Annotated in this window: 16 protein-coding genes; 8 read left to right on the top strand and 8 right to left on the bottom strand. The window is 67.2% G+C overall.

Annotated elements, in window-relative coordinates:
* The first annotated feature begins 18 nt into the window (after window positions 1-18).
* Both bglX and PI246_RS10750 read left to right on the top strand, forming a co-directional pair.
* Window positions 19-2,199, top strand: coding sequence for a beta-glucosidase BglX (bglX, locus tag PI246_RS10755; RefSeq protein WP_320551295.1), 2,181 nt, complete (start codon window positions 19-21; stop codon window positions 2,197-2,199).
* Window positions 2,200-2,267: 68 nt separating this feature from the next.
* Window positions 2,268-3,044 (top strand): 3-hydroxybutyrate dehydrogenase, encoded by a 777-nt coding sequence (locus tag PI246_RS10750; protein WP_320551294.1) that lies wholly within the window; start codon window positions 2,268-2,270, stop codon window positions 3,042-3,044.
* A gap of 52 nt (window positions 3,045-3,096) precedes the next feature.
* Here PI246_RS10750 and glnA read toward each other — a convergent pair whose 3' ends face one another.
* Both glnA and PI246_RS10740 read right to left on the bottom strand, forming a co-directional pair.
* Window positions 3,097-4,509, bottom strand: a complete 1,413-nt coding sequence (glnA, locus tag PI246_RS10745) for a type I glutamate--ammonia ligase (RefSeq protein WP_320551293.1) — start codon at window positions 4,507-4,509, stop codon at window positions 3,097-3,099.
* Window positions 4,510-4,675: 166 nt separating this feature from the next.
* Window positions 4,676-5,275 carry a hypothetical protein gene (locus tag PI246_RS10740; protein ID WP_320551292.1) on the bottom strand — a complete coding sequence of 200 codons (600 nt, stop codon included), beginning with the start codon at window positions 5,273-5,275 and terminating at the stop codon, window positions 4,676-4,678.
* 333 nt (window positions 5,276-5,608) lie between these two features.
* Between PI246_RS10740 and acpA the strand changes: the two genes are divergently transcribed.
* Window positions 5,609-7,291, top strand: coding sequence for an acid phosphatase (gene acpA / locus PI246_RS10735; protein ID WP_320551291.1), 1,683 nt, complete (start codon window positions 5,609-5,611; stop codon window positions 7,289-7,291).
* Between the two features lie 84 nt (window positions 7,292-7,375).
* Here acpA and PI246_RS10730 read toward each other — a convergent pair whose 3' ends face one another.
* The 3 genes from PI246_RS10730 to PI246_RS10720 are packed head-to-tail and all read right to left on the bottom strand — an operon-like array spanning window position 7,376 to window position 11,862.
* The gene (locus tag PI246_RS10730) at window positions 7,376-8,926 is read right to left on the bottom strand and encodes a DHA2 family efflux MFS transporter permease subunit (RefSeq protein ID WP_320551290.1); all 1,551 of its coding nucleotides are present in this window, start codon (window positions 8,924-8,926) and stop codon (window positions 7,376-7,378) included.
* A 3-nt stretch (window positions 8,927-8,929) separates the two neighbouring features.
* The gene (locus tag PI246_RS10725; protein WP_320551289.1) at window positions 8,930-10,348 is read right to left on the bottom strand and encodes an HlyD family secretion protein; all 1,419 of its coding nucleotides are present in this window, start codon (window positions 10,346-10,348) and stop codon (window positions 8,930-8,932) included.
* Window positions 10,345-11,862: an efflux transporter outer membrane subunit gene (locus PI246_RS10720; RefSeq protein WP_320551288.1), complete on the bottom strand. Its 1,518-nt coding sequence runs from the start codon at window positions 11,860-11,862 to the stop codon at window positions 10,345-10,347. The genes PI246_RS10725 and PI246_RS10720 overlap by 4 nt, the downstream gene beginning before the upstream one ends.
* Before the next feature lie 146 nt (window positions 11,863-12,008).
* Here PI246_RS10720 and PI246_RS10715 point away from each other — a divergent pair, with 146 nt between their 5' ends.
* Window positions 12,009-12,803: an undecaprenyl-diphosphate phosphatase gene (locus PI246_RS10715; protein ID WP_320551287.1), complete on the top strand. Its 795-nt coding sequence runs from the start codon at window positions 12,009-12,011 to the stop codon at window positions 12,801-12,803.
* Window positions 12,804-12,989: 186 nt separating this feature from the next.
* On the opposite strand, the gene PI246_RS10710 is transcribed toward PI246_RS10715, so the two are convergent.
* Window positions 12,990-13,985: a LysR family transcriptional regulator gene (locus tag PI246_RS10710; protein ID WP_320551286.1), complete on the bottom strand. Its 996-nt coding sequence runs from the start codon at window positions 13,983-13,985 to the stop codon at window positions 12,990-12,992.
* A gap of 195 nt (window positions 13,986-14,180) precedes the next feature.
* Between PI246_RS10710 and PI246_RS10705 the strand changes: the two genes are divergently transcribed.
* From PI246_RS10705 to PI246_RS10690, 4 genes are read left to right on the top strand one after another with little or no spacing between them, the layout of a single operon-like run.
* The gene (locus PI246_RS10705; RefSeq protein ID WP_320551285.1) at window positions 14,181-15,383 is read left to right on the top strand and encodes an efflux RND transporter periplasmic adaptor subunit; all 1,203 of its coding nucleotides are present in this window, start codon (window positions 14,181-14,183) and stop codon (window positions 15,381-15,383) included.
* A gap of 6 nt (window positions 15,384-15,389) precedes the next feature.
* Window positions 15,390-18,581, top strand: a complete 3,192-nt coding sequence (locus PI246_RS10700; protein WP_320551284.1) for an efflux RND transporter permease subunit — start codon at window positions 15,390-15,392, stop codon at window positions 18,579-18,581.
* A gap of 3 nt (window positions 18,582-18,584) precedes the next feature.
* Complete coding sequence (locus tag PI246_RS10695) at window positions 18,585-20,018, top strand: TolC family protein (protein WP_320551283.1); 1,434 nt, start codon at window positions 18,585-18,587, stop codon at window positions 20,016-20,018.
* On the top strand, window positions 20,015-20,788 hold the full coding sequence (locus PI246_RS10690; RefSeq protein WP_320551282.1) for an SDR family NAD(P)-dependent oxidoreductase: 774 nt from the start codon (window positions 20,015-20,017) through the stop codon (window positions 20,786-20,788). Before PI246_RS10695 ends, PI246_RS10690 begins: the two co-directional genes overlap by 4 nt.
* 25 nt (window positions 20,789-20,813) lie before the next feature.
* On the opposite strand, the gene PI246_RS10685 is transcribed toward PI246_RS10690, so the two are convergent.
* Complete coding sequence (locus PI246_RS10685) at window positions 20,814-21,974, bottom strand: AI-2E family transporter (RefSeq protein WP_320551281.1); 1,161 nt, start codon at window positions 21,972-21,974, stop codon at window positions 20,814-20,816.
* Window positions 21,971-22,303 (bottom strand): hypothetical protein, encoded by a 333-nt coding sequence (locus PI246_RS10680; RefSeq protein WP_320551280.1) that lies wholly within the window; start codon window positions 22,301-22,303, stop codon window positions 21,971-21,973. The genes PI246_RS10685 and PI246_RS10680 overlap by 4 nt, the downstream gene beginning before the upstream one ends.

The raw sequence follows: 22,303 nt of genomic DNA, 5'->3' as shown, positions 1-22,303 counted from the left end.
CCGCTCGAAGTGAATGCCATGACCCGTGACCCCCGCATCGAAGATCTCATCGCCCGCATGACCCTCGAAGAGAAGGTTGGGCAACTGGGTATCTTCGCCGATGCCGTGCGGCCGTTTGCCCCCGACATCAATCCCGAAGCCAACGCCCGGGGGGCGGCGGAGGTGCTCGACCAGGTGAGGGCCGGCCGGGTCGGCGCGTTGTTCAACGGCGTCGGCGCGGCGGAAGGCCGCGAAGCCCAACGCGTGGCGGTGGAAGAAAGCCGGCTCGGCATCCCGTTGCTGTTCGGCTCCGACGTGATCCACGGCATGCGCACCGTGTTCCCGATCCCGCTGGGCGAGGCGGCGAGCTTCGAGCCCGCGCTTGCCGAGCGCACGGCGCGCGCCACCGCGGTGGAAGCCACCGCCGCCGGCATTCACTGGACCTTCGCCCCCGCGGTGGACATCGCCCGCGACCAGCGCTGGGGCCGCGTGGCCGAAGGCTCGGGCGAAGACGTGGTGCTGGGTTGCGCGTTCGCCGCCGCGCGGGTGCGCGGCTTCCAGGGCGGCGACCTCACCGCGCACGACTCGCTGCTGGCCACGCCCAAGCACTTCGCCGCCTACGGCGCCGTGGCCGGCGGCATGGAGTACAACACGGTGGACATCGCCCCGCAGACCCTGCGCGACGTGCACCTGCCGCCCTTCAAGGCCGCGATCGACGCGGGCGCCCTCACGCTCATGAGCGCGTTCAACGACATCAACGGCGTGCCCGCCTCGGCCAACCGCGAACTCATGACCGGCATCCTGCGCGAGGCATGGGGCTTCGGCGGCTTCGTCGTTTCCGACTACACCGCCGACATGGAACTCATCGCCCACGGCTACGCCGAAGATGAGCGCGACGCTACGCGGCGTGCGTTCGTGGCCGGCGTCGACATGAGCATGCAGAGCGGCTTCTACGCCGACCACCTGGCCGACCTGGTCGAGAAGGGTGACGTGCCGATGGACGTCCTCGACGAAGGCGTGCGACGCGTCCTCGGCGTGAAGCAGGCCATCGGTCTGCTCGACAATCCCTACCGCTCGCTCGATCCCGCCGCCGAGGCCGCCACCGCGCATCTGGCCGCGCATGCCGAACTGGCCCGCGACGCGGCGCGCCGCTCCATCGTGATGCTGAAGAACGACGGCGTGCTGCCGCTGCGCAAGAGCGCCCGCGTCGCCCTCATCGGCCCGTTCGCCCGCGACCGCGACAACATCGAAGGCTGCTGGACGCTGTTCGGCGACAAGACCCGCTACGTGGACATCGAAACAGGCCTGCGCGAAGCGCTGGCCGACCCGTCGTCGCTGGAGGTGGTCGATGGCGCCGGCATCGAAGCGCCGATCGACGGCGGCATCGAGGCCGCGGTGGCCGCCGCCCGACGCGCCGACGTGGTGCTGCTGGCGATCGGCGAGCCGCAGGTCTACTCCGGCGAAGCGCAGGCGCGCACGCAGATCGTCGTGCCGGCCGCCCAGCAGGCCCTGGCCGATGCCGTCGCCGCCACCGGCACGCCCGTGGTGGTGCTGCTCAAGAACGGCCGCGCACTGGCGTTGCACGGCGCCGTGCGTGATGCCAACGCGATCCTCGTGACGTGGTTCCTCGGCACGCAGACCGGGCCGGCCATCGCCGACGTGGTCTTCGGCGAGCACAATCCGTCCGCGCGCCTTCCGGTCAGTTTTCCGCAGGACGCCGGGCAGCAGCCTTTTTTCTATAACCACCCGCGCACGGGCCGCCCGGAACTCGCCGACCAGCCGCCGGCCTTCAAGGCGCGCTACCGCGAGGTCACGTTCGAAGCGCTGTACCCGTTCGGCCACGGCCTGAGCTACACCACGTTCGCCTACACCGCGCCCACGGCCCCGGCGACGCTCGGCTGGGACGACACCCTCGTGGCCAGCGCCACGGTGACCAACACCGGGACGGTGGCCGGCGAGGAAACCGTGCAGCTTTACGTACACGATCGTGTCGCCAGTCGCGTGAGGCCGGTGCGCGAACTCAAGGCGTTCCGCAAGGTGATGCTTGCGCCCGGCGCCTCCGAAGACGTGGTGTTCGCGTTGAGCCGCGCCGATCTCGCGTTCACCCACGTGGACGGCCGCACGTTCGAGGCCGAACCCGGCCGGTTCGACCTGTGGATCGCGGGTTCATCGAACCAGGGCGAGCCGGCGACCTTCGTGCTGCGGGGTCCGTCGGACTGACCGACGCCACGCCGCCGCGACGGGCATTGCGATAGGGTGTGGCGGTCACGTCGCCACGGAGCCTCCCCATGCAGTCCCTCGACGGCAAGATTGCCCTCGTTACCGGAGCCGCCAGCGGCATCGGCCGCGCCATCGCCGACGCCTATGCCCGCGCGGGCGCGCGGGTGGTGGTCGCCGATATCGCCGCCGACAACGCGAGCGAAACCGCGCAAGCCATCGGCCATGACGCCCTCGGCATCGCGATGGATGTCACCGACGAAGCGCAGGTCGAGGACGGCTTCGCCCGCACCGCGCGCGAACTCGGGCCGGTCGACATCCTCGTCAGCAACGCGGGCATCCAGATCATCTCGCCGCTGGTCGACCTCTCGTTCGCCGACTGGAAGCGGATGCTCGCGATCCACATGGACGGCGCGTTCCTCACCGCGCGCGCGGCCATGCGCCAGATGATCGCGGGGGGCGCGGGCGGTTCGATCATCCTGATGGGCTCGGCTCACTCCCATGTGGCCTCGAAGTTCAAGGCGCCTTACGTCGCCGCCAAGCACGGCCTGCTCGGCCTGGCCCGCGTCATCGCCAAGGAGGGCGCGGCGCATCGCGTCCGCGCCAACGTGATCTGTCCCGGTTTCGTGCGCACGCCCCTGGTGGAAAAGCAGATCCCGGAACAGGCGCGCGAGCTGGGCCTGACCCAGGAGCAGGTGGTGCGCGACGTGATGCTGCGCGACACGGTGGACACCGAGTTCACCACGCTGGAAGACATCGCGGAGACGGCGCTGTTCCTCGCCGGTTTCGGCTCGAACGCGCTTACCGGCCAGTCGCTGCTGGTCAGCCACGGATGGCACATGCAGTAGGAAACGAAAAGGGGCGCCGAAGCGCCCCGTTTTCCCCCGCGTCGATCGGCGATCAGATCGCGTAGTACATCTGGAACTCGAGCGGGTGGGTGCTCGCGCGGTAACGCGTGACTTCCTGCATCTTCAGCGCGATGTAGCCGTCGATGAAATCGTCGGTGAACACGCCACCGGCCTTGAGGAACTCGCGATCCTTGTCGAGCGCGGCCAGGGCCTCGTCGAGGCTGGCGCAGACCTGCGGAATGTTCTTTTCTTCTTCCGGCGGCAGATCGTAGAGATCCTTGTCCGCCGGCGCACCCGGGTCGATCTTGTTCAGGATACCGTCGAGGCCGGCCATCATCAGCACGGTGAAGGTGAGGTAGCCCGACTGCATCGGATCCGGGAAACGGATTTCGATGCGGCGGCCCTTCGGGCTCGACACGTACGGGATGCGGCACGACGCGGAGCGGTTGCGCGCCGAATAGGCCAGCATCACCGGCGCCTCGAAACCCGGCACCAGGCGCTTGTAGCTGTTGGTGGTGGAGTTGGCGAACGCGTTGATCGCCTTGGCGTGCTTGAAGATGCCGCCGATGTACCACAGCGCCGTCTGCGACAGGCCGCCGTAGAGGTCGCCGGCGAAGAGGTTCTCGCCGTTCTTGGACAGCGACTGGTGCACGTGCATGCCCGAGCCGTTGTCGCCGACGATGGGCTTGGGCATGAAGGTGACGGTCTTGCCGGCCTGGTGGGCGACGTTCTTGATGACGTACTTCATGGTCATCAGTTCGTCGGCCTTCTTCACCAGCGTGTTGAAGCGGGTGCCGATCTCGCACTGGCCGGCGTTGGCCACTTCATGGTGGTGCACTTCGACCACCTGGCCCAGCGACTCCAGCACCTTGCACATGTCGGCGCGCAGGTCGCCAAGGCTGTCTACCGGCGACACCGGGAAGTAGCCGCCCTTCACGCCCGGGCGATGGCCCGTGTTGGTGCCGTCGTACTTGTAGCGCGACGACCAGGCGGCCTCTTCGGAGTTGATCTCGTAGAACACGCGGCCCATGTCGTTCTGCCAGCGGATCGAGTCGAAGATGAAGAACTCCGGCTCCGGACCGAAAAAGGCCGTGTCGGCGATGCCGGTCGACTTCAGGAACGCTTCGCCGCGCTTGGCGATCGAGCGCGGGTCGCGTCCGTAGGCCTGCATGGTGCTCGGCTCGAGCACGTCGCAATGCAGGATCAGCTGCTTGTGCGCGCTGAACGGATCCAGGTGCGCCGTTTCCGGGTCGGGCATGAGCACCATGTCCGACTCGTTGATGCCCTTCCAGCCCGGAATCGACGAGCCGTCGAACATCTTGCCGTCCTCGAAGGTGCCCTCGTCGATGGCGTGGGCCGGGAAGGTCACGTGGTGGTGCTTGCCGAGCATGTCGGCGAAGCGCAGGTCGACGAACTCGATGCTCTCGTCCTGGATGAGGTTCAGCACTTTCGAAACGGCGGACATACGGACCTCGATTGGGTATGGGCTGGATGCGTAAAGCAATCGTCATGCCACCGCTTTGCCTCGAAGCGAGGGAGCAAGGACGAGCCCCTTCAGCATAATCCGGGTCGTTCTAGCTTGCCGCTTAGCACCATGATGGTGCAATGCGGTTCGCACTGCACCAATTCGTTCATTGGCCCTGGCTACCGAACGGAATCCACGCCCCGCCATCATCCGCTTTCGGTGCCGCCGGTATCGAAGCCGGCGTGGGCGTGGGCGTGGGCGTGGGCGACACGATCGTGCCCGGAAGTCCCGCGGCCGAGCCAGCGCCAGCCCGGGCGGCCACCGCAGGCGACCCGATGCAGGACACGAAATTCGGGTCCTTGAACGCCAGTTCAATATTGTCCTTCAGGAGCTCATTGAGCGCGCCGAACGGGTTCACGAACTTGGTGCTGCGGCGAGCAAGTTTTTTCTGCGAATGGAAGCACGGCTTCGGGCCGTCACCGTCCACCACGTAGGTCACGGCGAGCGTCCAGTCGACGTTGTAGCCCAGATCGTCGATCACAAAATCGTCGATGGTGCCGTGAACCAGTGGACCGCTACCTGACACGTCGATGCCGACGAATCGCGACTCGGTGAACACCGCTTTTTCGAAATACTCGTGAACCGGCTTCTCGAGCATGACGTTTCCAAGCGGCGCCGTGTTGCGGATCTGGTTGGGCTTTATCTTTCCGCTCTTGGCCGGCGCATAGTCGAAGGTGCCGACTCTTTCGTAACCCTTCACCGACATGGTGGAGCTCGGCGCGTAATTGACCGTAGCCGGTCCAGCGCAACCGCCAAGCGCGATGCAGCCCCCTATCAGGGCCACTCTTAGACGCATCATCCGTTTTCCCCTGTTTTTCCCACTGAGCCGTCCGTAGGGACGGGTAACCGCCTGTCACGGAAGCCGGCAACGTCATCGTGGCCGTCGGCGTCCATGCCCCTGATGTCGGAGCGTTTATCCTTCAATCGGCGCCATGATGCACACCCGCCCATGCCGTCGCAATCGACCACATGGCTAACGTGGATTTCGTTTAACCTGACCGGCCTTGGACATGCTCGTCCTCGACGTTTCTTTCGACCCATGACAAAAAATTACGAAGACGACACGCCTGACGCAGGGCGCCGCCGCCTCCTTGGCGGCATGGCCACGACCGGTGCGCTACTCGCGCTGGGCGGCATCAAGGACGCCGCCAGTGCCCCGGCGAAGGGCACGGCGCCCGCGCCCGGCGGTGCCGAGCTCGACGCGCTGCTTGCCAGGCACATCCAGACCGTGGTGGTGATCTACGCGGAAAACCGCAGCTTCAACAACCTGTTCGGCGACTTCCCCGGCCTTCAGCAGCCGCTGGCCGCGGTGCCCGCCGAGCGCCTCGTGCAGAAGGACCGCGACGGCACGCCGCTGAAGACGCTGCCGCCGATCTGGGGCGGCATGGTGCCGCAGGAGCAGGTCGTCGACCACGCGACGTACAAGATCGGCGAGAAGGACATCACCGGCCTGCCGAACGCGCCCTGGGCACTGCATACCGGCGACGGCACCCCCCTGCCCCACGGCGTGGTGACGCGCGATCTGGTGCACGCGTTCTACAACAACCAGTTGCAGATCAACGGCGGCAAGAACGACGGCTTCGTCGCCTGGGGCGACAACGGCGCGCTGACCATGGGCCATTACGCCAGCACGCCGGTGCACCTGCGCCTGTGGCGCCTCGCCGAGCAGTTCACGCTGTGCGACAACTTCTTCATGGGTGCGTTCGGCGGGTCGTTCCTCAACCACCAATACCTCGTGGCCGCCCGTCCGCCGTTCTACCCGAATGCGGACAAGAGCCCGGCACAGTTCAACATCGCGGTGACCGAAAGCGGCGACCCGACCGACTTCCGCCTGAAGATGGCGGAGGATTCACCCCGGAGCGCGATGGACGGCAAGCCGAAATTCGCCAACCACAACACGCTCACGCCGGACTTCTACGCGGTCAACACCATCGGACCGCCCTATTCGCCCGGGTTCAACGTCGACCGGAAGCATCCGCAGCTCGCGGACGCGACGAGCCCGAACACCCTGCCGCCCCAGACCTACGCGCACATCGGCGACAGGCTCTCCGCCCGGCAGGTCGACTGGGCGTGGTACGGCGGTGCGTTTCAGGCGGCGCTCGACGGCAAGGGCGACGGCGACGACGGCCGCTTTCCGCAGACGCCGAACTTCCAGCCGCATCACCAGCCGCTTAACTATTTCGCCTCGCTCGCCCCCGGCACGGCGGCGCGCAAGCACCACCTGCGCGACGGCGGCCTCGGCGAGACAGCGGCGACCAACCATTTCCTCGCCGACGCCGCGGCGGGCACGCTGCCGCCGGTGACGTTCTACAAGCCGCAGGGCGACCTCAACATGCACGCCGGCTACTCCGACGTGGAAGCCGGCGACCGGCACATCGCGAACGTCGTGCATGCGTTACAGAAGAGCCCGCAGTGGAAGCACATGCTCATCGTCGTTACCTTCGACGAGAACGGCGGCTGGTGGGATCACGTCGCGCCGCCCAAGGGCGACCGATGGGGCCCGGGCACGCGCATCCCCGCGCTGGTGATCTCGCCCTTCGCGAAGAAGGGCCACGTCGAACACACGATCTACGACACGGGGTCCATCGCGCGCTTCATCACGCGCCGGTTCAAGCTCGAAAAGCTGCCGGGGCTGACGATGCGCGAGGATGCGATGGTCGCGGCCGGCGGCCCCGCACCGGGTGACCTCACGGAGACGCTGGATTTTTCCGGTAAGGCGTGATGGTGCGCTAACCGTCGGATCTGGCACCGCCGCCGCCCCTCGTCACCGCTGCGCCGGTTTCGCCGGGTAACGAGCGGTGCCGGATCAATGCCCCGGGGTGCCACCGGACGCGAACGGCGGCTTGGCGAACCAGATGGCGACCATCGCCAGACCGAACATCAGCCCGAACACCCAGAAGACGTCATTCACGGCCAGGGTCGCCGCCTGCATGTCGACCAGCCGGTTGAGCGCCGCATTGGCGACAGGCCCCTGGATACCGCTGGCCTGGAAACGGTCGAGGTATTCCATCGTCGCGCGGTCGCCCGCTACCACGTGTTCGCTGAGTACCGCGTGGTGGTACGTCGTGCGATGCGAATACATCGTCGTGCTCACTGCCGTGGCGATACTGCCGGCAAGCGTGCGGAAGAAATTCGACAGGCCCGACGCGCTTGCCACCTGGTCGTCCGGGATGCCCGCCAGGATGATCTGGTTCACCGGCACGAAGAACAGCGCCACGCCCGCACCCATCATGAACCGCGGTTCGGCCAGGTCGAGATAGGGCGCGTTCGTGCTGAGCGTGGACATCCAGAACGAAGCGGCCGCAAAGATCGCGAAACCTATCGTATTCAACAACCGCAAGTCGAAGCGGTGCTGGAACGCACCGACCAGCGGTGACATGAAGATAGCGAGCAGGCCAATCGGTGCCACGACGAAGCCGGCCCAGGTGGCGTTGTAACCGAGCACCTCCTGCACCCATTGTGGCATCACCACCGTGCCACCGAAGAAGGCGAACATACCCAGCGACAGGCACAACACGCCGATGAAGAAGTTGCGTTTGCCCAGCAGGCGCAGTTCCACCACCGGGTTCTTGTGCATCAACTCCCACGCGACGAGGAAGGTGATGCAGACCAACGCGACGATACCCAGCACAGTGATGAGGTTCGAACTGAACCAGTCGTCGTCGTTGCCGTTGTCGAGCATGAACTGCAGGCAGCCCACGCCCACGGCCAGCAGGAACAGGCCGATCGCGTCGACGGGCACCTTCGACACCTTCGACTCGCGGCCGCGCAACAGCGTGATCGTGATGATGAGCGCGAACAGGCCCACCGGGATGTTGATGAAGAAGATCCACGACCAGTGGTAGTTGTCGGTGATCCAGCCGCCCAGGATCGGACCGAACACCGGTGCCACCACCACCGTCATCGCCCACAGCGCCAACGCGATCGGCCGTCTCGCCGGCGGGTAGTTGTTGAGCAGCAGGGTCTGGGACAACGGCACCATCGGGCCCGACACCGCACCCTGCAACAGGCGGAACACGATCAGCATCGTCATGCTCTGCGACAGGCCGCAAAGCGCCGAGAAGATGACGAACAGCAACACCGACACGCTGAACGTGCGCACCTCGCCGAACCGCTTGGCGACCCAGCCGGTCAGCGGCTGCATCACCGCGCTGGCCATGGAGTAGGCGCTGATCGCCATCGTGCCCTCGTTGCTGCTGACGCCTAGGTTGCCGGCGATCGTGCGCACGGAGACGTTGACGATGGAGATGTCCAGCACCTCCATGAAGGTCGCCAGGGCGACGCCCGCGGTGAGCAAGGCGAGCTGGCCGCCATGCAACGGGGGCGGCGTGCCGCCCTTGCCCTTCGCGTCGGCCATCGGTCAGCCGTGCTTCGCCGCGACGGGCTGGGGCACGTCGACGGTGTTGGCGCGGATGATCTCTTTCGCCTTTTCGTCCGCCTCGCCCATCTCGTCTTCATAGACGTTCGTGCTGACGAGCGGCTTCGTGCGCGGTGTATCCGCCAGCACGCGGCCGTCGCGGTCGTGCGTATCGACCGTGACGTAGGTCGACAGGCCCACCCGCAGCGGATGCTTGCGCAGGTCTTCGGCGTCGATCGCGACACGCACCGGCAAGCGCTGCACCACCTTGATCCAGTTACCGGTCGCGTTCTCCGCGGGCAGCAGCGAGAACGCGCTGCCGGTGCCGGCATTCAGGCCGACGACCTTGCCGTGATACGTGAAATCCGAATACATGTCGGTGGTGATCTCCACCGGCTGGCCGATGCGGATGTGCTCGAGCTGGGTTTCCTTGAAGTTTGCGTCGACCCAGAGATCCTGCAGGGGTACGACGGTGAGGAGATCCTGCCCGGGCTGCACGCGCTGGCCGACCTGCACCTGGCGACGCGCCGCGTAGCCTTCGATGGGCGAGACGATCGCGTCGCGGCCACTGTTGACCCATGCGTTGCGGAACTGCGAGCGCGCCTGGATGACCGCCGGAAAATTTTCCACCGTCGTGCCATCGACCTGCGCGTGCGCTGCGGCGGCTTCGCGTTCGGCGGCCTGCAAGGCGGCATAGGCCTGCTGCATCTGCCGCTTGCCAGTGTCCACCTCTTCGGCGGACACGGCACGGCGTTCGAGCAGCGGATGTCGGCGGTTGTAGTCGTCGCGCGCCTGTTCGTACTGCGCGCGGCGTTGCGGGATGGCGGCGTCGGCCTGGTTGGCCTGCTGCATGCGCGCCTGCGCCTCGCGCACGGCCTGGGCGAGCTGGCCCTCGGCGTTCATCAGGGCGACCTTGGCGTCGACGGGGTCCAGGCGCACGAGCACCTGGCCCGCGTGCACACGGTCGGTTTCTTCCACCGCCACTTCCACGACGGTGCCGGCCACGCGCGAGGAAATCGTCACCATGTCGCCTTTGACGTAAGCGTCGTCGGTCTTCTCGCGCTGGGTGAACACGAAGATATAAAGCAAGAGCCAGGTCAGGCCCGCCAGCACGAAGACGGCGGCGATCACGGACAGGACGATGACCTTGCGTCGCTTGGCCTTCGGGTCGTCCTTGTCCTTCTTGTCGTCTTTCTTTTCGTCCTTGTCCTCCTTCTTTTCGTCCTTGTCGTCTTTCCTTTGGTTACCGTCGTCGCCGTCCTTGTCTGTGGAATCGTCCTTGTTGTGCTTGGGTGCGTCGTCTGCGCCGTCCTTCTCGGGATCGCGCTCGTCGCCGTACTTATGCAGGTACTTGTAGCGGTATTTGTAAGGCAGCGGGGCGTTCGCGCCCTCGTCGCGCGGCTCGTCGTTCTCGATGGTCATCGGGTGGCTTCCTGTCCGGCGGACTTGGCCGGAAGATCGGGCAGGTCGTCGGCGTGATAGCCGCCGCCCAGGGCGTGAATCAGGGAAAGGTTGGCGGAAAGGGTCCGGGCGTCGACCTGCAGGCGCGCATCGCGTTGCTGGTCGACCTGCATGTCGGCGCGCAGCCAGTCGCGGTCGTCGATGAGGCCCTTTGAGCGGCGGTCACCCGCGCGGCGCTGTTGCGAACGGGCCGCATCGAGCTGGCGGTCCTGTTGTTCGGCCTGGGCCTGGAGCATGCGCAGGGTTTCGACGCCCTGGGCCACTTCGCCCGCCGCCTGCACCACCGCGCCGTCGTACTGCGCCACGGCGCTGTCGAGCTGCGCCTGCGCGCCTTCGTACTGGGCACGCAGGCGCCCCCCGCTGAAGATCGGCAACTGGATCGACGGGCCGATGCCACCCAGCGCCAGTTCCGTGCGCGTGCCCGAGCCGAGGTCGGGATAGGTACGCAGGTAAGCCCCCAGCGCGGTCAGACTCACGTCGGGATAATAGGCCTTGCGCGCCTGGTCGATGTTTTTGGCCGAGGCTTCGATCTGCCAGCGCGCGGCGGCGATGTCCGGACGACGGGCGATCAGGCCCAGTCGCGCATCCGCTGGCAGGCTCGTCTCGACGGCCGGCAGCGGACGGGGCACGAGGTCGCCCAGTGCCGCCGGCGACACGCCTGCGAGCGCGGCGAGCTGCACGCGGTCGAGGCTCGCGGCGCCTTCAAGCTGGGCGACGGCTGCCCGTTGCTGGGCCAGTTGCCCGTCGGCCTGGTCCAGCTGCGTGGGGTCGTCCAGTCCGCCGCGCACACGCAGCTGCACGAGCTCGTGGTAATCCTCGGCGCTGCGTACGGCGTGTCTGGCCACCGCCAGGCGTGCCTGCTGGGCTTGCCAGTCGAAATAGGTGTTGGCCACGTTGTATTGCAGGGAGGTAGCCGACGCGGCGCGCTCGGCTTCGGCGGCACGTGCCTGGCCCACGGCCGCGGCTACGGCGTCCTTCTGCTTGCCCCAAAGATCGAGATCCCAGGTGGCGAGGGCACCGGCGGCGCCGCTGTTGCTCCAGCTGCTGCCGGGGCTCAGCTGGAAGCCCTGCGCGTTGCCGGCGGCGCCCGGGGCCTGGCCGCGCAGCGTCACGTCGTTATAGCCGTGGTTGCCGCTGACGAGCCCGCGCACCTGCGGGTTGAGTTCGGCCCGGGCCGAATCCACGGCGCGCTGCGCCGCGCGATAGCGCGCTTCCGCCTGCTCCATGTTCGGCGATCCGCGCATCGCCAGGTCGATGATCCGGTCGAGCTGGTCGTCGCCGTATTGACGCCACCACGCGGCGTCGGGCCAACCCGCTTGTCCGGTGGGAAGGCCCGCAAGCGGAACCTCCTCCCGCGGCGTGAACGCGGGTGGCCGCACGGGCGGGGCGCACGCGGTCAACGACAGGATCGCCACGACCAGAGCGATGCAGGGGCCGCCGCGGGGACGGTCGGGCCGAAAAGGGGTCAACGCCATGACGAATCCATGTGCGAATACTTGCGAACGGGTGGCACGGGAACCGTTCGCCGTGCGGTCGCAACATTTGCAGGCATCGCGTGGGGACGATGTGATGGCGAGCGGCTAAGCTATGGCGCCGTCCCTCGCCAACCAAGCCAAGCCACGTGAACGATTTTCTCAGCGCCCTCCTTCTCGGCATCGTCGAGGGGATCACCGAATTCCTGCCCGTCTCCAGCACCGGCCACCTGCTCATCGCCGAGCGTTGGCTGGGCGCGCGGTCGGACCTGTTCAACGTGGCAATCCAGGCGGGCGCGATCCTCGCGGTCACGTTCATCTACTGGCGCACGCTGTGGAGCTTCGTGCTGAACTGGCGCCAGCCGGAAACCCGCGCCTACGTGGCGAAGCTGGCGGTGGCCTTTCTCATCACCGCGGCGCTCGGCTTCATCGCGACCAAGCTCGGCTTCCGCCTGCCCGAAACGATCACGCCGATCGCCTGGGCGTTGATCATCGGTGGCCTCTGGATGATCGCCGCCGAGCGGCTTGCCGCGAGGCAGCCCGAACGCGCCGCCGTCACCTGGCGGGTGGCGATCCTCGTGGGCCTCGCCCAGATCGTGGCCGGCATCTTCCCGGGCACCTCGCGCTCGGCCTCGACGATCTTCGTGGCCATGCTCGCCGGCACCAGCAACCGCGCCGCGGCCACGGAGTTCGCGTTTCTGGTGGGCATTCCCACGATGTACGCGGCGACGGGCTACGAACTGCTGAAGACGTTCACGCATGGCGGCGCGGCCGGCGAAGACTGGACCGGGCTGGGCGTGGCGTTCGTGGTCTCGACGATCGTGGCCTTTGCCGCGGTGAAGTGGCTGCTGGGTTACATCCGCTCGCACCGTTTCACGCCGTTCGCGATCTACCGCATCGTGGTCGGCATCGCGCTGCTGCTGTGGTTGCCCACCGGCGGCTGAGCGGCTCGTTTCACGGCGTCCCTCGCTCGAACCTGCGCCGAGGGTTCGCGGATACGGTCCGCTCCCCCCACGCTGCAAGCACCGCGGCGACCGGAGGAGAAGCCGACCGTGTCAGCCATCCGGCGCCAGCCGGCATGGGGTTCGACAGCGCGCGCGAGGTCGCCGGGGTTCGCGGCAGGCGCGCGCCTACGCGACCGCCGCCATCGCGTCGGCCTGCTCGGTCTGCGTGCGTTGGCGACGCAGGCGCAGTTCCGCTTCCTGCTGGGCGAGGATGCGGCATTGGGGGTCGCTGGTGCGCTGGAACAGCTCGCTGGTCCACTCGATGAACGCCTGCACGCGCGCCGACAGATGGCGTTTCTGGGGGTAGACGATCCACAGGTTGGAACCGGTGGAGATCGTGTCGGGCATCACGATTTCGAGTTGTCCCTTCGCCAGCGCGGAGGCGGCCAGGCAGTGCGGGGCCTGGATGATGCCCAGGCCCGCGACGGCGGCCTGGATCACCGACTCGCCGTCATTGATCAGCATGTGCGCGTCGACGTCGACCGACACGCGACCGCCCGGGGTATCGAACTGCCACTGATACGGCTTGCCGGTGGTCGGGTGCACGAAGTTGATGGTGCGGTGGGTCTTGAGGTCGTCGATGCGCGATGGCGCGCCCTGGCGCTCCAGGTAGGACGGCGCGGCGCACAGCACGTTGCTGAAGTGGCCGATCTTCCGGGCGATGAGGCTGGAATCGGCCAGTTCACCCATGCGGATCGCGCAATCGAAACCCTCCTCGTTCAGGTCGAACGGAAAGTCGCACATCGTCAACTCGAGCCGGATGTCGGGGTAACGCTGCTCGAATTGCACGAGATTGGGAATGATCGCCGCCCGCCCCACGGCTGACGACGCCGCCACCTTCAGCTTGCCCGCCGGCTTGGTCCGGGCGTACCCCAGCGCTTCGGTGGCCTCGTTTAAATCGGCCAGGATTTCCTTGCAACGTGCATAGAACGCGGACCCATCGTCGGTCAACCGCAGTGATCGCGTGGAGCGGAAGAACAGCCTGGCGCCGAGGTTTTCCTCCAGGCGCGAAATCGCCCGGCTCACGCCGGAAGGCGTCATCTCCAGATGTTGCGCCGCGGCGGAAAAGCTCTTGGCTTCGACCACACGCACGAAAACGCTTATCGCCGAAAAATCGTCCATCGCCGACTCCAGATCGTTCGCATTCGTGACTGACCGTCACAGGCGGGGTGATTGTAGACCCATTTTTCGCTTGCGAAGCAAGACCTAGATTTCGCCACCTGACGCGATCCGGCTTGACCTCAATCTATGTTGAGGTCACATCCTGCCGCACCGCAACGTCTTCCCCTTTCGTCGCGAAGCATTCCAGGGACAGCCATGAAGAAGAAAATCCTGTTCGGTTCCAGCGCCCTCGCGGTCGCGGTCGCCTCCGCCGTCTGGCTGAGCGCCGGCAGCTCCAGCCATGCCGCCGAGCCCGCCGCGGCGGCGCCGGCCCCCGAGGTCACCGTCGCCCAGGTGCTCTTGCGCCCGGTCGCCGACAGCGCCACGTTCACCGGTCGCGTGCAGGCGGTGGACGCCATCGACGTGAAGCCCCGCGTCGGCGGTTACATCGACTCGGCGCATTTCCGCGAAGGCGCCAACGTGAAAAAGGGCGACCTGCTCTTCACCATCGACCCCCGCCCCTACAAGGCCGAGGTCGATCGCCTCGCCGCCAACCTCGCCCAGGCCCGCGCCGAGGCGAAGAACGCCGACGCCAACGCCGCCCGCGGCGGCAAGCTGGTCGCCCAGCACGCGGTCTCGCAGGAAGAAGCGGACCGCCTGGATACCGCCGCCGCGAGCGCCCGGGCCCAGGTCGCCTCCGTGCAGGCCGCACTCGACGCCGCGAAACTCAACCTCTCGTTCACCGAAGTACGCGCACCCGTCGACGGCCACGTCAGCAACCAGCGCATCACCCCCGGCAATCTCGTCACCCCATCGGACACGCTCACCAGCGTGGTGACCGTGGATCCGATGTACGTCTACTTCGACGTCGACGAGCAGACCTTCCTCAAGCTCGACCGCCTGCGCCGCCAGAACGGCCGCGCGCCCGAGGTGCAGATGGGCCTGGCCGACGAGCGCGGCTATCCGCACCCGGGCAAGATCGATTTCGTCGACAACCAGGTGCGTGCCGGCGCCGGCACGATCCGCCTGCGCGCCGTGTTCCCGAACGGCGATGGCGCGTTCACCCCGGGGCTTTTCGCCCGCGTGGAGTTGCGCAGCGGCAACCCTGCGCCGCGCGCGCTGATCGACGATCGCGCCGTCGGCACCGACCTGGGCAACAAGTACGTCTACGTGGTCGGCAAGGACAGGAAGGTGCAGTACCGCCGCGTCGCCACCGGCGCGATGGTCGATGGCCTGCGCGTGGTGGACGACGGCCTGGGTGCCGAGGACGTGGTGGTGGTCAACGGTCTGCAGCACGTGCGCCCCGGCGTCGAGGTGAACCCCAAACGCGTCGCCATGGCGTCGCTCGTGCCCCACGCCGGGCCTGACGTGGCGGCGCGCCCGGCCGGTGTCGACAGCGTGGCGCAGAACCAGGACTGATTCCCCATGAAAATCGCGCAATTCTTCGTCGAACGTCCGATCCTGGCGGGCGTGCTGTCGGTGCTTTTCCTGATCGCGGGTGGCATCGCCGTGTTCAAGCTGCCGATCAGCGAATACCCGGAAGTGGTGCCGCCCACCGTGGTGGTGAAAGCCAGCTACCCCGGCGCCAACCCCAAGGTGATCGCCGAAACCGTCGCCACGCCGCTCGAGGAGCAGATCAACGGCGTGGAAGGCATGCTCTACACCTCCTCGCAGTCGACCAGCGACGGCACGATGACCCTCACGGTCACCTTCGCCCTGGGCACCGACCTGGACAACGCGCAGGTGCAGACGCAGAACCGCGTCGCGCAGGCGTTGCCGCGCCTGCCCGAAGAGGTGCAGCGCCTGGGCGTGACCACCACCAAGAGCTCGCCCGACCTGACCATGGTCGTGCACCTCACCTCGCCCGATAGCCGCTACGACATGCTGTATCTGTCGAACTACGCGCGCACGCGCATCAAGGATCAGCTCGCCCGGCTGGACGGCGTGGGCGACGTGCAGCTCTTCGGCGCGGGCGAATACAGCATGCGCATCTGGATGAACCCGGAAAAGCTCGCCATCCGCAACCTCACCACGGGCGACGTGATCAAGGCGATCCGCGAGCAGAACATCGAGGTGGCCGCAGGCTCGCTCAACGCGCCGCCCGGCCCGGATGCCAACGCCTTCCAGGTAAACATCAACACGCGCGGCCGCCTCGTGACCGAGGATGACTTCCTCAACATCATCGTGCGCAGCGACACCAGCGGTTCGGTCACGCACCTGCGTGACGTGGCGAGGGTGGAGCTGGGCTCGAACAACTACGCGCTGCGCAGCCTGCTGAACAACCGCGAGGCCGTCGCCATTCCGATCTTCCAGCGACCGGGCTCGAACGCGATCGCGATCTCCGACGAAGTGCGCAAGGAGATGGCCCAGCTGAAGAAGGAGTTCCCCCAGGGCGTCGACTACTCCATCGTCTATGACCCGACCGTGTTCGTGCGCGGCTCGATCGAGGCCGTGGTGCACACGCTGTTCGAGGCGATCGTTCTCGTGGTGCTGGTGGTGATCCTGTTCCTGCAGACCTGGCGCGCGTCGATCATCCCGCTCGTCGCGGTGCCGGTATCGCTGATCGGTACGTTCGCCGTGATGTACCTCGTGGGCTTTTCGCTCAACGCGCTGTCGCTATTCGGCCTCGTGCTCGCGATCGGCATCGTCGTCGATGACGCCATCGTGGTGGTCGAGAACGTGGAGCGGCACATCGAACACGGGCTCGATCCGAAGACGGCCACGCGCCAGGCGATGACCGAAGTGACCGGGCCCATCGTCGCCACCGCGCTCGTGCTCTGCGCGGTGTTCGTGCCGGCCGCCTTCATCAGCGGCCTCACGGGCCAGTTCTACCGGCAGTTCGCGCTGACCATTGCCATCTCGACGGTGATCTCGGCGTTCAACTCGCTCACCCTGAGCCCGGCGCTGTCCGCGATCCTGCTCAAGGGCCGCGACGAGCCGAAAGACCGTCTCACGGTAGGGATGGAGCGCAGCCTGGGCTGGCTGTTCCGTCCGTTCAACCGTACCTTCGAGCGTGCGGCCGACGGCTACGTCGGCGGCGTGCAGAAGATCCTCCGCTTCAGCGCGATCGTGCTGGTGCTCTACGCCGGCCTGGTCGGCCTGGGCGTGCTGGGCTTCATGCGCACGCCGACCGGCTTCGTGCCGCCGCAGGACAAGCAATACCTCGTCGCGTTCGCGCAGCTGCCCGATGCCGCCTCGCTGGATCGCACCGAGTCCGTGATCCGGCGCATGGGTGAGATCGCATTGAAGGATCCCGGCGTGGAAAGTGCGGTGCAGTTCCCCGGCCTGTCGATCAACGGCTTCACCAACAGCACGAATTCGGGCATCGCCTTCGTCACGTTGAAGCCGTTCGACGAGCGCCGCGCGGGTGACCTCTCGGCCGACGCTATCGCCGCCCGGCTCAACGCGCAGTTCGCGGGCATCCAGGATGCCTATATCGCGATCTTCCCGCCTCCGCCGGTGAACGGCCTTGGCACGATCGGCGGCTTCCGCATGCAGATCGAGGATCGCGGCGACATGGGCTTCGAGGAGCTGTACAAACAAACCCAGGGCATCATCGGCGCCAGCCAGAAGAGCCCGGCACTGGCCCACCTGTTCACCAGTTTCCAGGTGAGCGTGCCGCAGTTCGATGCCGACATCGACCGTGAAAAGGCGAAGTCAGAAGGCATCGATCTGGGCGACGTGTTCCAGACGATGCAGGCCTACCTGGGCTCGCTCTACGTGAACGACTTCAACCGCTTCGGCCGCACCTACCAGGTGAACGTGTCCGCGGAGCCGTCGTTCCGCCACGAACCGTCGGACATCGTGGGGCTGAAGACACGCAATGCCGCGGGCGATCTCGTGCCGCTGGGTTCGTTCCTCACCGTGCGCCAGACCAACGGGCCGGATCGCGTGCAGCACTACAACGGCTTTCCCACCGCCGAGATCAGCGGCGGCGCGGCGCCTGGCTACAGCACCGGACAGGCGCAGGCCGCGATGGAGCAGCTGGTGAAGGCCAACCTGCCCAACGGCATGACCTACGAATGGACCGAGCTGACGTACCAGCAGATCCTCGCGGGCAACACCGCGGTGCTGGTGTTCCCACTGTCGGTACTGTTGGTGTTCCTGGTGCTCGCTTCGCTGTACGAGAGCCTCAGCCTGCCGTTGGCGGTGATCCTCATCGTGCCGATGGTGCTGCTCTCGGCGATCGCGGGCATCATCGTCACCGGCGGCGACAACAACATCTTTACCCAGATCGGACTGATCGTGCTGGTCGGCCTGGCGTGCAAGAACGCGATCCTGATCGTGGAATTCGCCCGCGAGGCCGAGATCCAGGGCATGAACCGCGTCGATGCCGTGCTGGAAGCCGCACGCCTGCGACTGCGCCCGATCCTGATGACGTCGTTCGCCTTCATCATGGGCGTGGTGCCGTTGGTGACCTCGCACGGCGCCGGCGCCGAAATGCGCCACGCGATGGGCGTGGCCGTGTTCGCCGGCATGCTCGGCGTCACCTTCTTCGGCCTGATCTTCACCCCGCTCTTCTATGTGCTGATCCGCGCGTGGAACGAACGCTCCGAGGCGCGCCGCGCGGCGCGCCGCGAGCGCCGTCTCCTCGACCACGCGGCCCGGGAGTCGTGATCGATGAAAACCCTGTTCCGTAGCACCGCCCTGTTCGCCGCGCTCGCGCTTGCCGGTTGCGCGAGCGTCGGCCCCGACTACCATGCGCCGCCGGAGCGTCCCGTCACGCTGCAAGGCATCGACGCCGCGCGGCAAAGCACCGCGGATTTCCAGGCCCGGTGGTGGAAGCAGTTCGGCGACCCCACGCTCGATACGCTGATCCAGCGGGCCGCGGCCAACGCGCCCGACCTGAAGATCGCGGTGGCGCGCCTGAACCAGGCACGTGCCGCCCTGGGCACCGCGCGATCGCAGCAGATCCCCGACGTGGAAACCGGCGTGTCCTATACACGCAGCCGCCAGCAGCAGCCCGGCTTCACCGACCGCCGCACCACGGTCACCACCTACCAGGCCGGTTTCGACGCCTCATGGGAGCTCGATCTGTTCGGCGGCATCCGTCGCCAGGTAGAAGCCGCGCGTGCCGACGCGGACGCCGGCGAGGCCGCGTTGCGCGATGCGCAGGTCACCCTGTTCGCCGAAGTGGCCCGCAACTACTTCGATCTGCGCGGCACGCAGTTGCGCCTGGACGTCGCCCACCGGGACATCGCCAACCAGCGCGATTCACTCAAGGTGATCGGAGCCCGCGTCGACCTCGGCACGGGAACCGAGCAGGACCTGGCCAGCGCCCGGGCCCGGCTTGCCGCGGTGGAAGCGCAACTGCCCGTGCTGGAAACCCAGGCCCAGGCCGACCAGTTCCGCCTCGCCGTGCTGCTCGGCACGCGCCCCGGCGAACTCGACGTGGATCTGTCGCCCGCGACCCTCCGGCCGATCGACGTGAGCCTGCCCATCGGCGGCGCCGACGCGGTACTGGCACGCCGACCGGACATCCGCGTGGCCGAGCGAGAACTCGCCGCGGCCAACGCCCGGATCGGCGTGGCCCGGGCGGAGTGGTTTCCGCACGTATCGCTCGGCGGCTTTATCGGTTTTCTCGCCGGACGCAGCAACGACTTCGGCGGTGCGAATTCGCGGGCATGGTCCGTCGCACCGAGCATCGCCTGGTCGGGCCTCAACGTGCAGCGGGTGAACGCGAGCGTGAAGGGGGCGCAGGCACGGGCCGAGGAAGCGCGTGCGAATTACGATCGCACGGTACTCAGGGCGCTCGAAGACGTCGACAACTCGCTGGTCGGTTTCAATCGGCAGCGCGACCGCGTGGAAAAGCTGCTCGTGCAGGCGACCGAAAGCCGTCGTGCGGCGGAGCTGGCCAAGCTCCGTTACGACGCCGGCCGTACCGACTACCTCGAACGGCTCGATGCCGAGCGTACCCAGCTCTCGGCCGAAGACCAGCTCGCCGAGGCCGAGGCGGCGATCAACATGCGCGCGGTGCAGTTGTACAAGGCGCTCGGCGGTGGGTGGGAAGCCTGTGGGGGCACCTCGTGCGGCGAGGTGGCGACCGCCCCATGAGCCCGGCCAAGGTCCATCGCCTGCCGCTACGTGGCGCCCGTTCGGCCACCACGGCGACGGAGCCCCCGATCCACCAGCGCGTCGCGCTGATCAGCGGCGCCAATCGCGGTATCGGCCTGGAGGTGAGCAAGCAGCTCGCCTCCTGCGGCGTCACCGTATTCATGGGCATGCGCGAACCGGGCAGGAACGACCCGGCCGTGAAGGCGGTGCGCGCACTCGGCGGGGAGGCCCATGCGTTGAAGCTCGACGTGACCCGCGCCGCCGACGTGGCGAACGCCATCGCGCAGATCGACGATCGCAGGGGCCGACTCGATATCCTGGTGAACAACGCGGGCGGATACTTCGACCACGACGCCCGCGCCGCGACGCCCGACCTCGAGACCGTCCGCGGCGCGCTCGAGGTGAACCTGCTCGGCGCATGGTGCCTCACCGCCGCCGCATTGCCGCTGATGCGTCGGCACGGTTACGGACGGGTGGTAAACGTGTCCAGCGAATGCGCCACGGTCGCCATGTGCGGCGAGACCGCGCCCGCATACCGGGTATCGAAGGCCGCACTCAACGCGTACACGCAGGTGGTGGCGAAAGAAATGGCCGGGAGCGGCATCCTCATCAACGCGGTGTCGCCCGGTTGGACCGCCACCGCGCTCGGCGGCAGCGGGGGCAGGCCGGTAGCCGACGCGGCCGAGGGTATCGTGTGGGCCGCGTTGTTGCCGGAGCGCGAGGCAGGAAACGGCGCGTTTTATCGCGACCGCGCGAGGATCGGTTGGTAGGCGCCGACGCGGACGCCGCCACGCGCTACCGCGAAATGATGTGCGCGAACCATTCCCAGCCACGCAACCGCGCGGTAATGAGTTTCACGCACGTCAGCATCGGCACGGCGAGGATGGCGCCGGGAATGCCCCACAGCCAGCCCCAGATGAGCAGCCACAGGAGGATGGCCACGGGTGACAAGCGCGAGCGGCGACCCTGCAGCATCGGCGTGATCAGGTTGCCTTCCACCGCCGTGATGCCCGCGAACGTGATCGCCGGCAGCAGCGCGGTGCCTACCTGCTGGAAGTGCAGCGTGCCCACTACCGCCAGCACCGTGGTGGTCGTAATGGCACCGACATAGGGAATGAAGTTCGCTACCGTGGCGAAACAACCCCAGAGCAGCGGGTCGGGCACGTCGTAGACATACAGCATGCCGGCGGTGGCCAGGCCCAGCGTGACGTTGATCGCCGCGGTGAGCAGCAGATAGCTGGATACCTCGACCTGAATGCTACGGACGATGCTGACCGTGTGCCGTTTGTAGGCGAAGGTCGGTGAAATCTCCACCGCGCGACGCAGGATTTCGTCGCCGTACACAAGAAAGAAGAACACCAGCAATGCCACGGTCAGCACGCTCGCCACGATCTTCGGCGCGGTGGACACGACGTCCCACGCGGTGAAGGCGAGCATGCTCGGCTGCTGCACGGCACGCGTCGGCACGCCACCGGCCAGCGATTGCGTGGCGCGGCTGGCGGCTTCGATCTGCTGGGTCAGCGGCTTGATCTTCGGTGCGAGCGAACGTAGTGCCGTAGGTGCCTCGTGGAACCAGTTCAACGCCGGTTGCGAGAGGGTAACGGCGGCGGTGACAAGCCCCGCCATCAACAACATCATGAGCGTCACCGCGGCGAGCCAGCGCGGCACACGCCAACGCGCGGCGGTCGCGACGATGGGGTTCAAGGCGAGGCCGATGAAACCGGCGAGCACCAGCGGCACCAGCAACGACTTGCCGATCGCGATGGTGTAGACCAGCGCCAGCAGGATCATCCCCGTCAACGAGATGCGAATCGCTTGCAGATGGCGCGAAATACGTCGGGTGCTACGGCTGGAACGTGTTTTCCGGCGCGGCTGGGTGACCAGGGTCGATACGGCCGAACCCGGCGCCGCGGTGGGCGCCAGCGGCGTGGGCAACGAACTGGCCGGTTCGTTCACGGCGTGTCGGCGGCGGCGTCATCCGCATCGCCGTCACCGCCGCCGCCGACGAGGTCACCAATCAGTCCGCCGGCGACGGTGGAGATGATCCGGCTCACGATATCGGCACTGCCGCCCGCCACCAGCCCGCTCACGCCAGGCACCGCCAGGGGGTTCATCCGCGTGGTGCCCAGCAGGAAACCCGCCCCGGCGGCGACACTCACGACAGTCAGGGGGTGCTCGTAACCGCGGGCGATCAGGGACGCGGCCGGCGCGACGGTTTCTTCCCGGGCCAGGACCACCTCGGCGCGGGCCTTCGTGACCTTGGCCATGCTGCTGAAAATACCCAT

The organism is Luteibacter sahnii, from assembly GCF_034063545.1.
Taxonomy (GTDB): Bacteria; Pseudomonadota; Gammaproteobacteria; order Xanthomonadales; family Rhodanobacteraceae; genus Luteibacter; species Luteibacter sahnii.
Note: the sequence above shows the minus strand (reverse complement) of the source record. Positions and strands in the feature narration are given on the sequence as shown.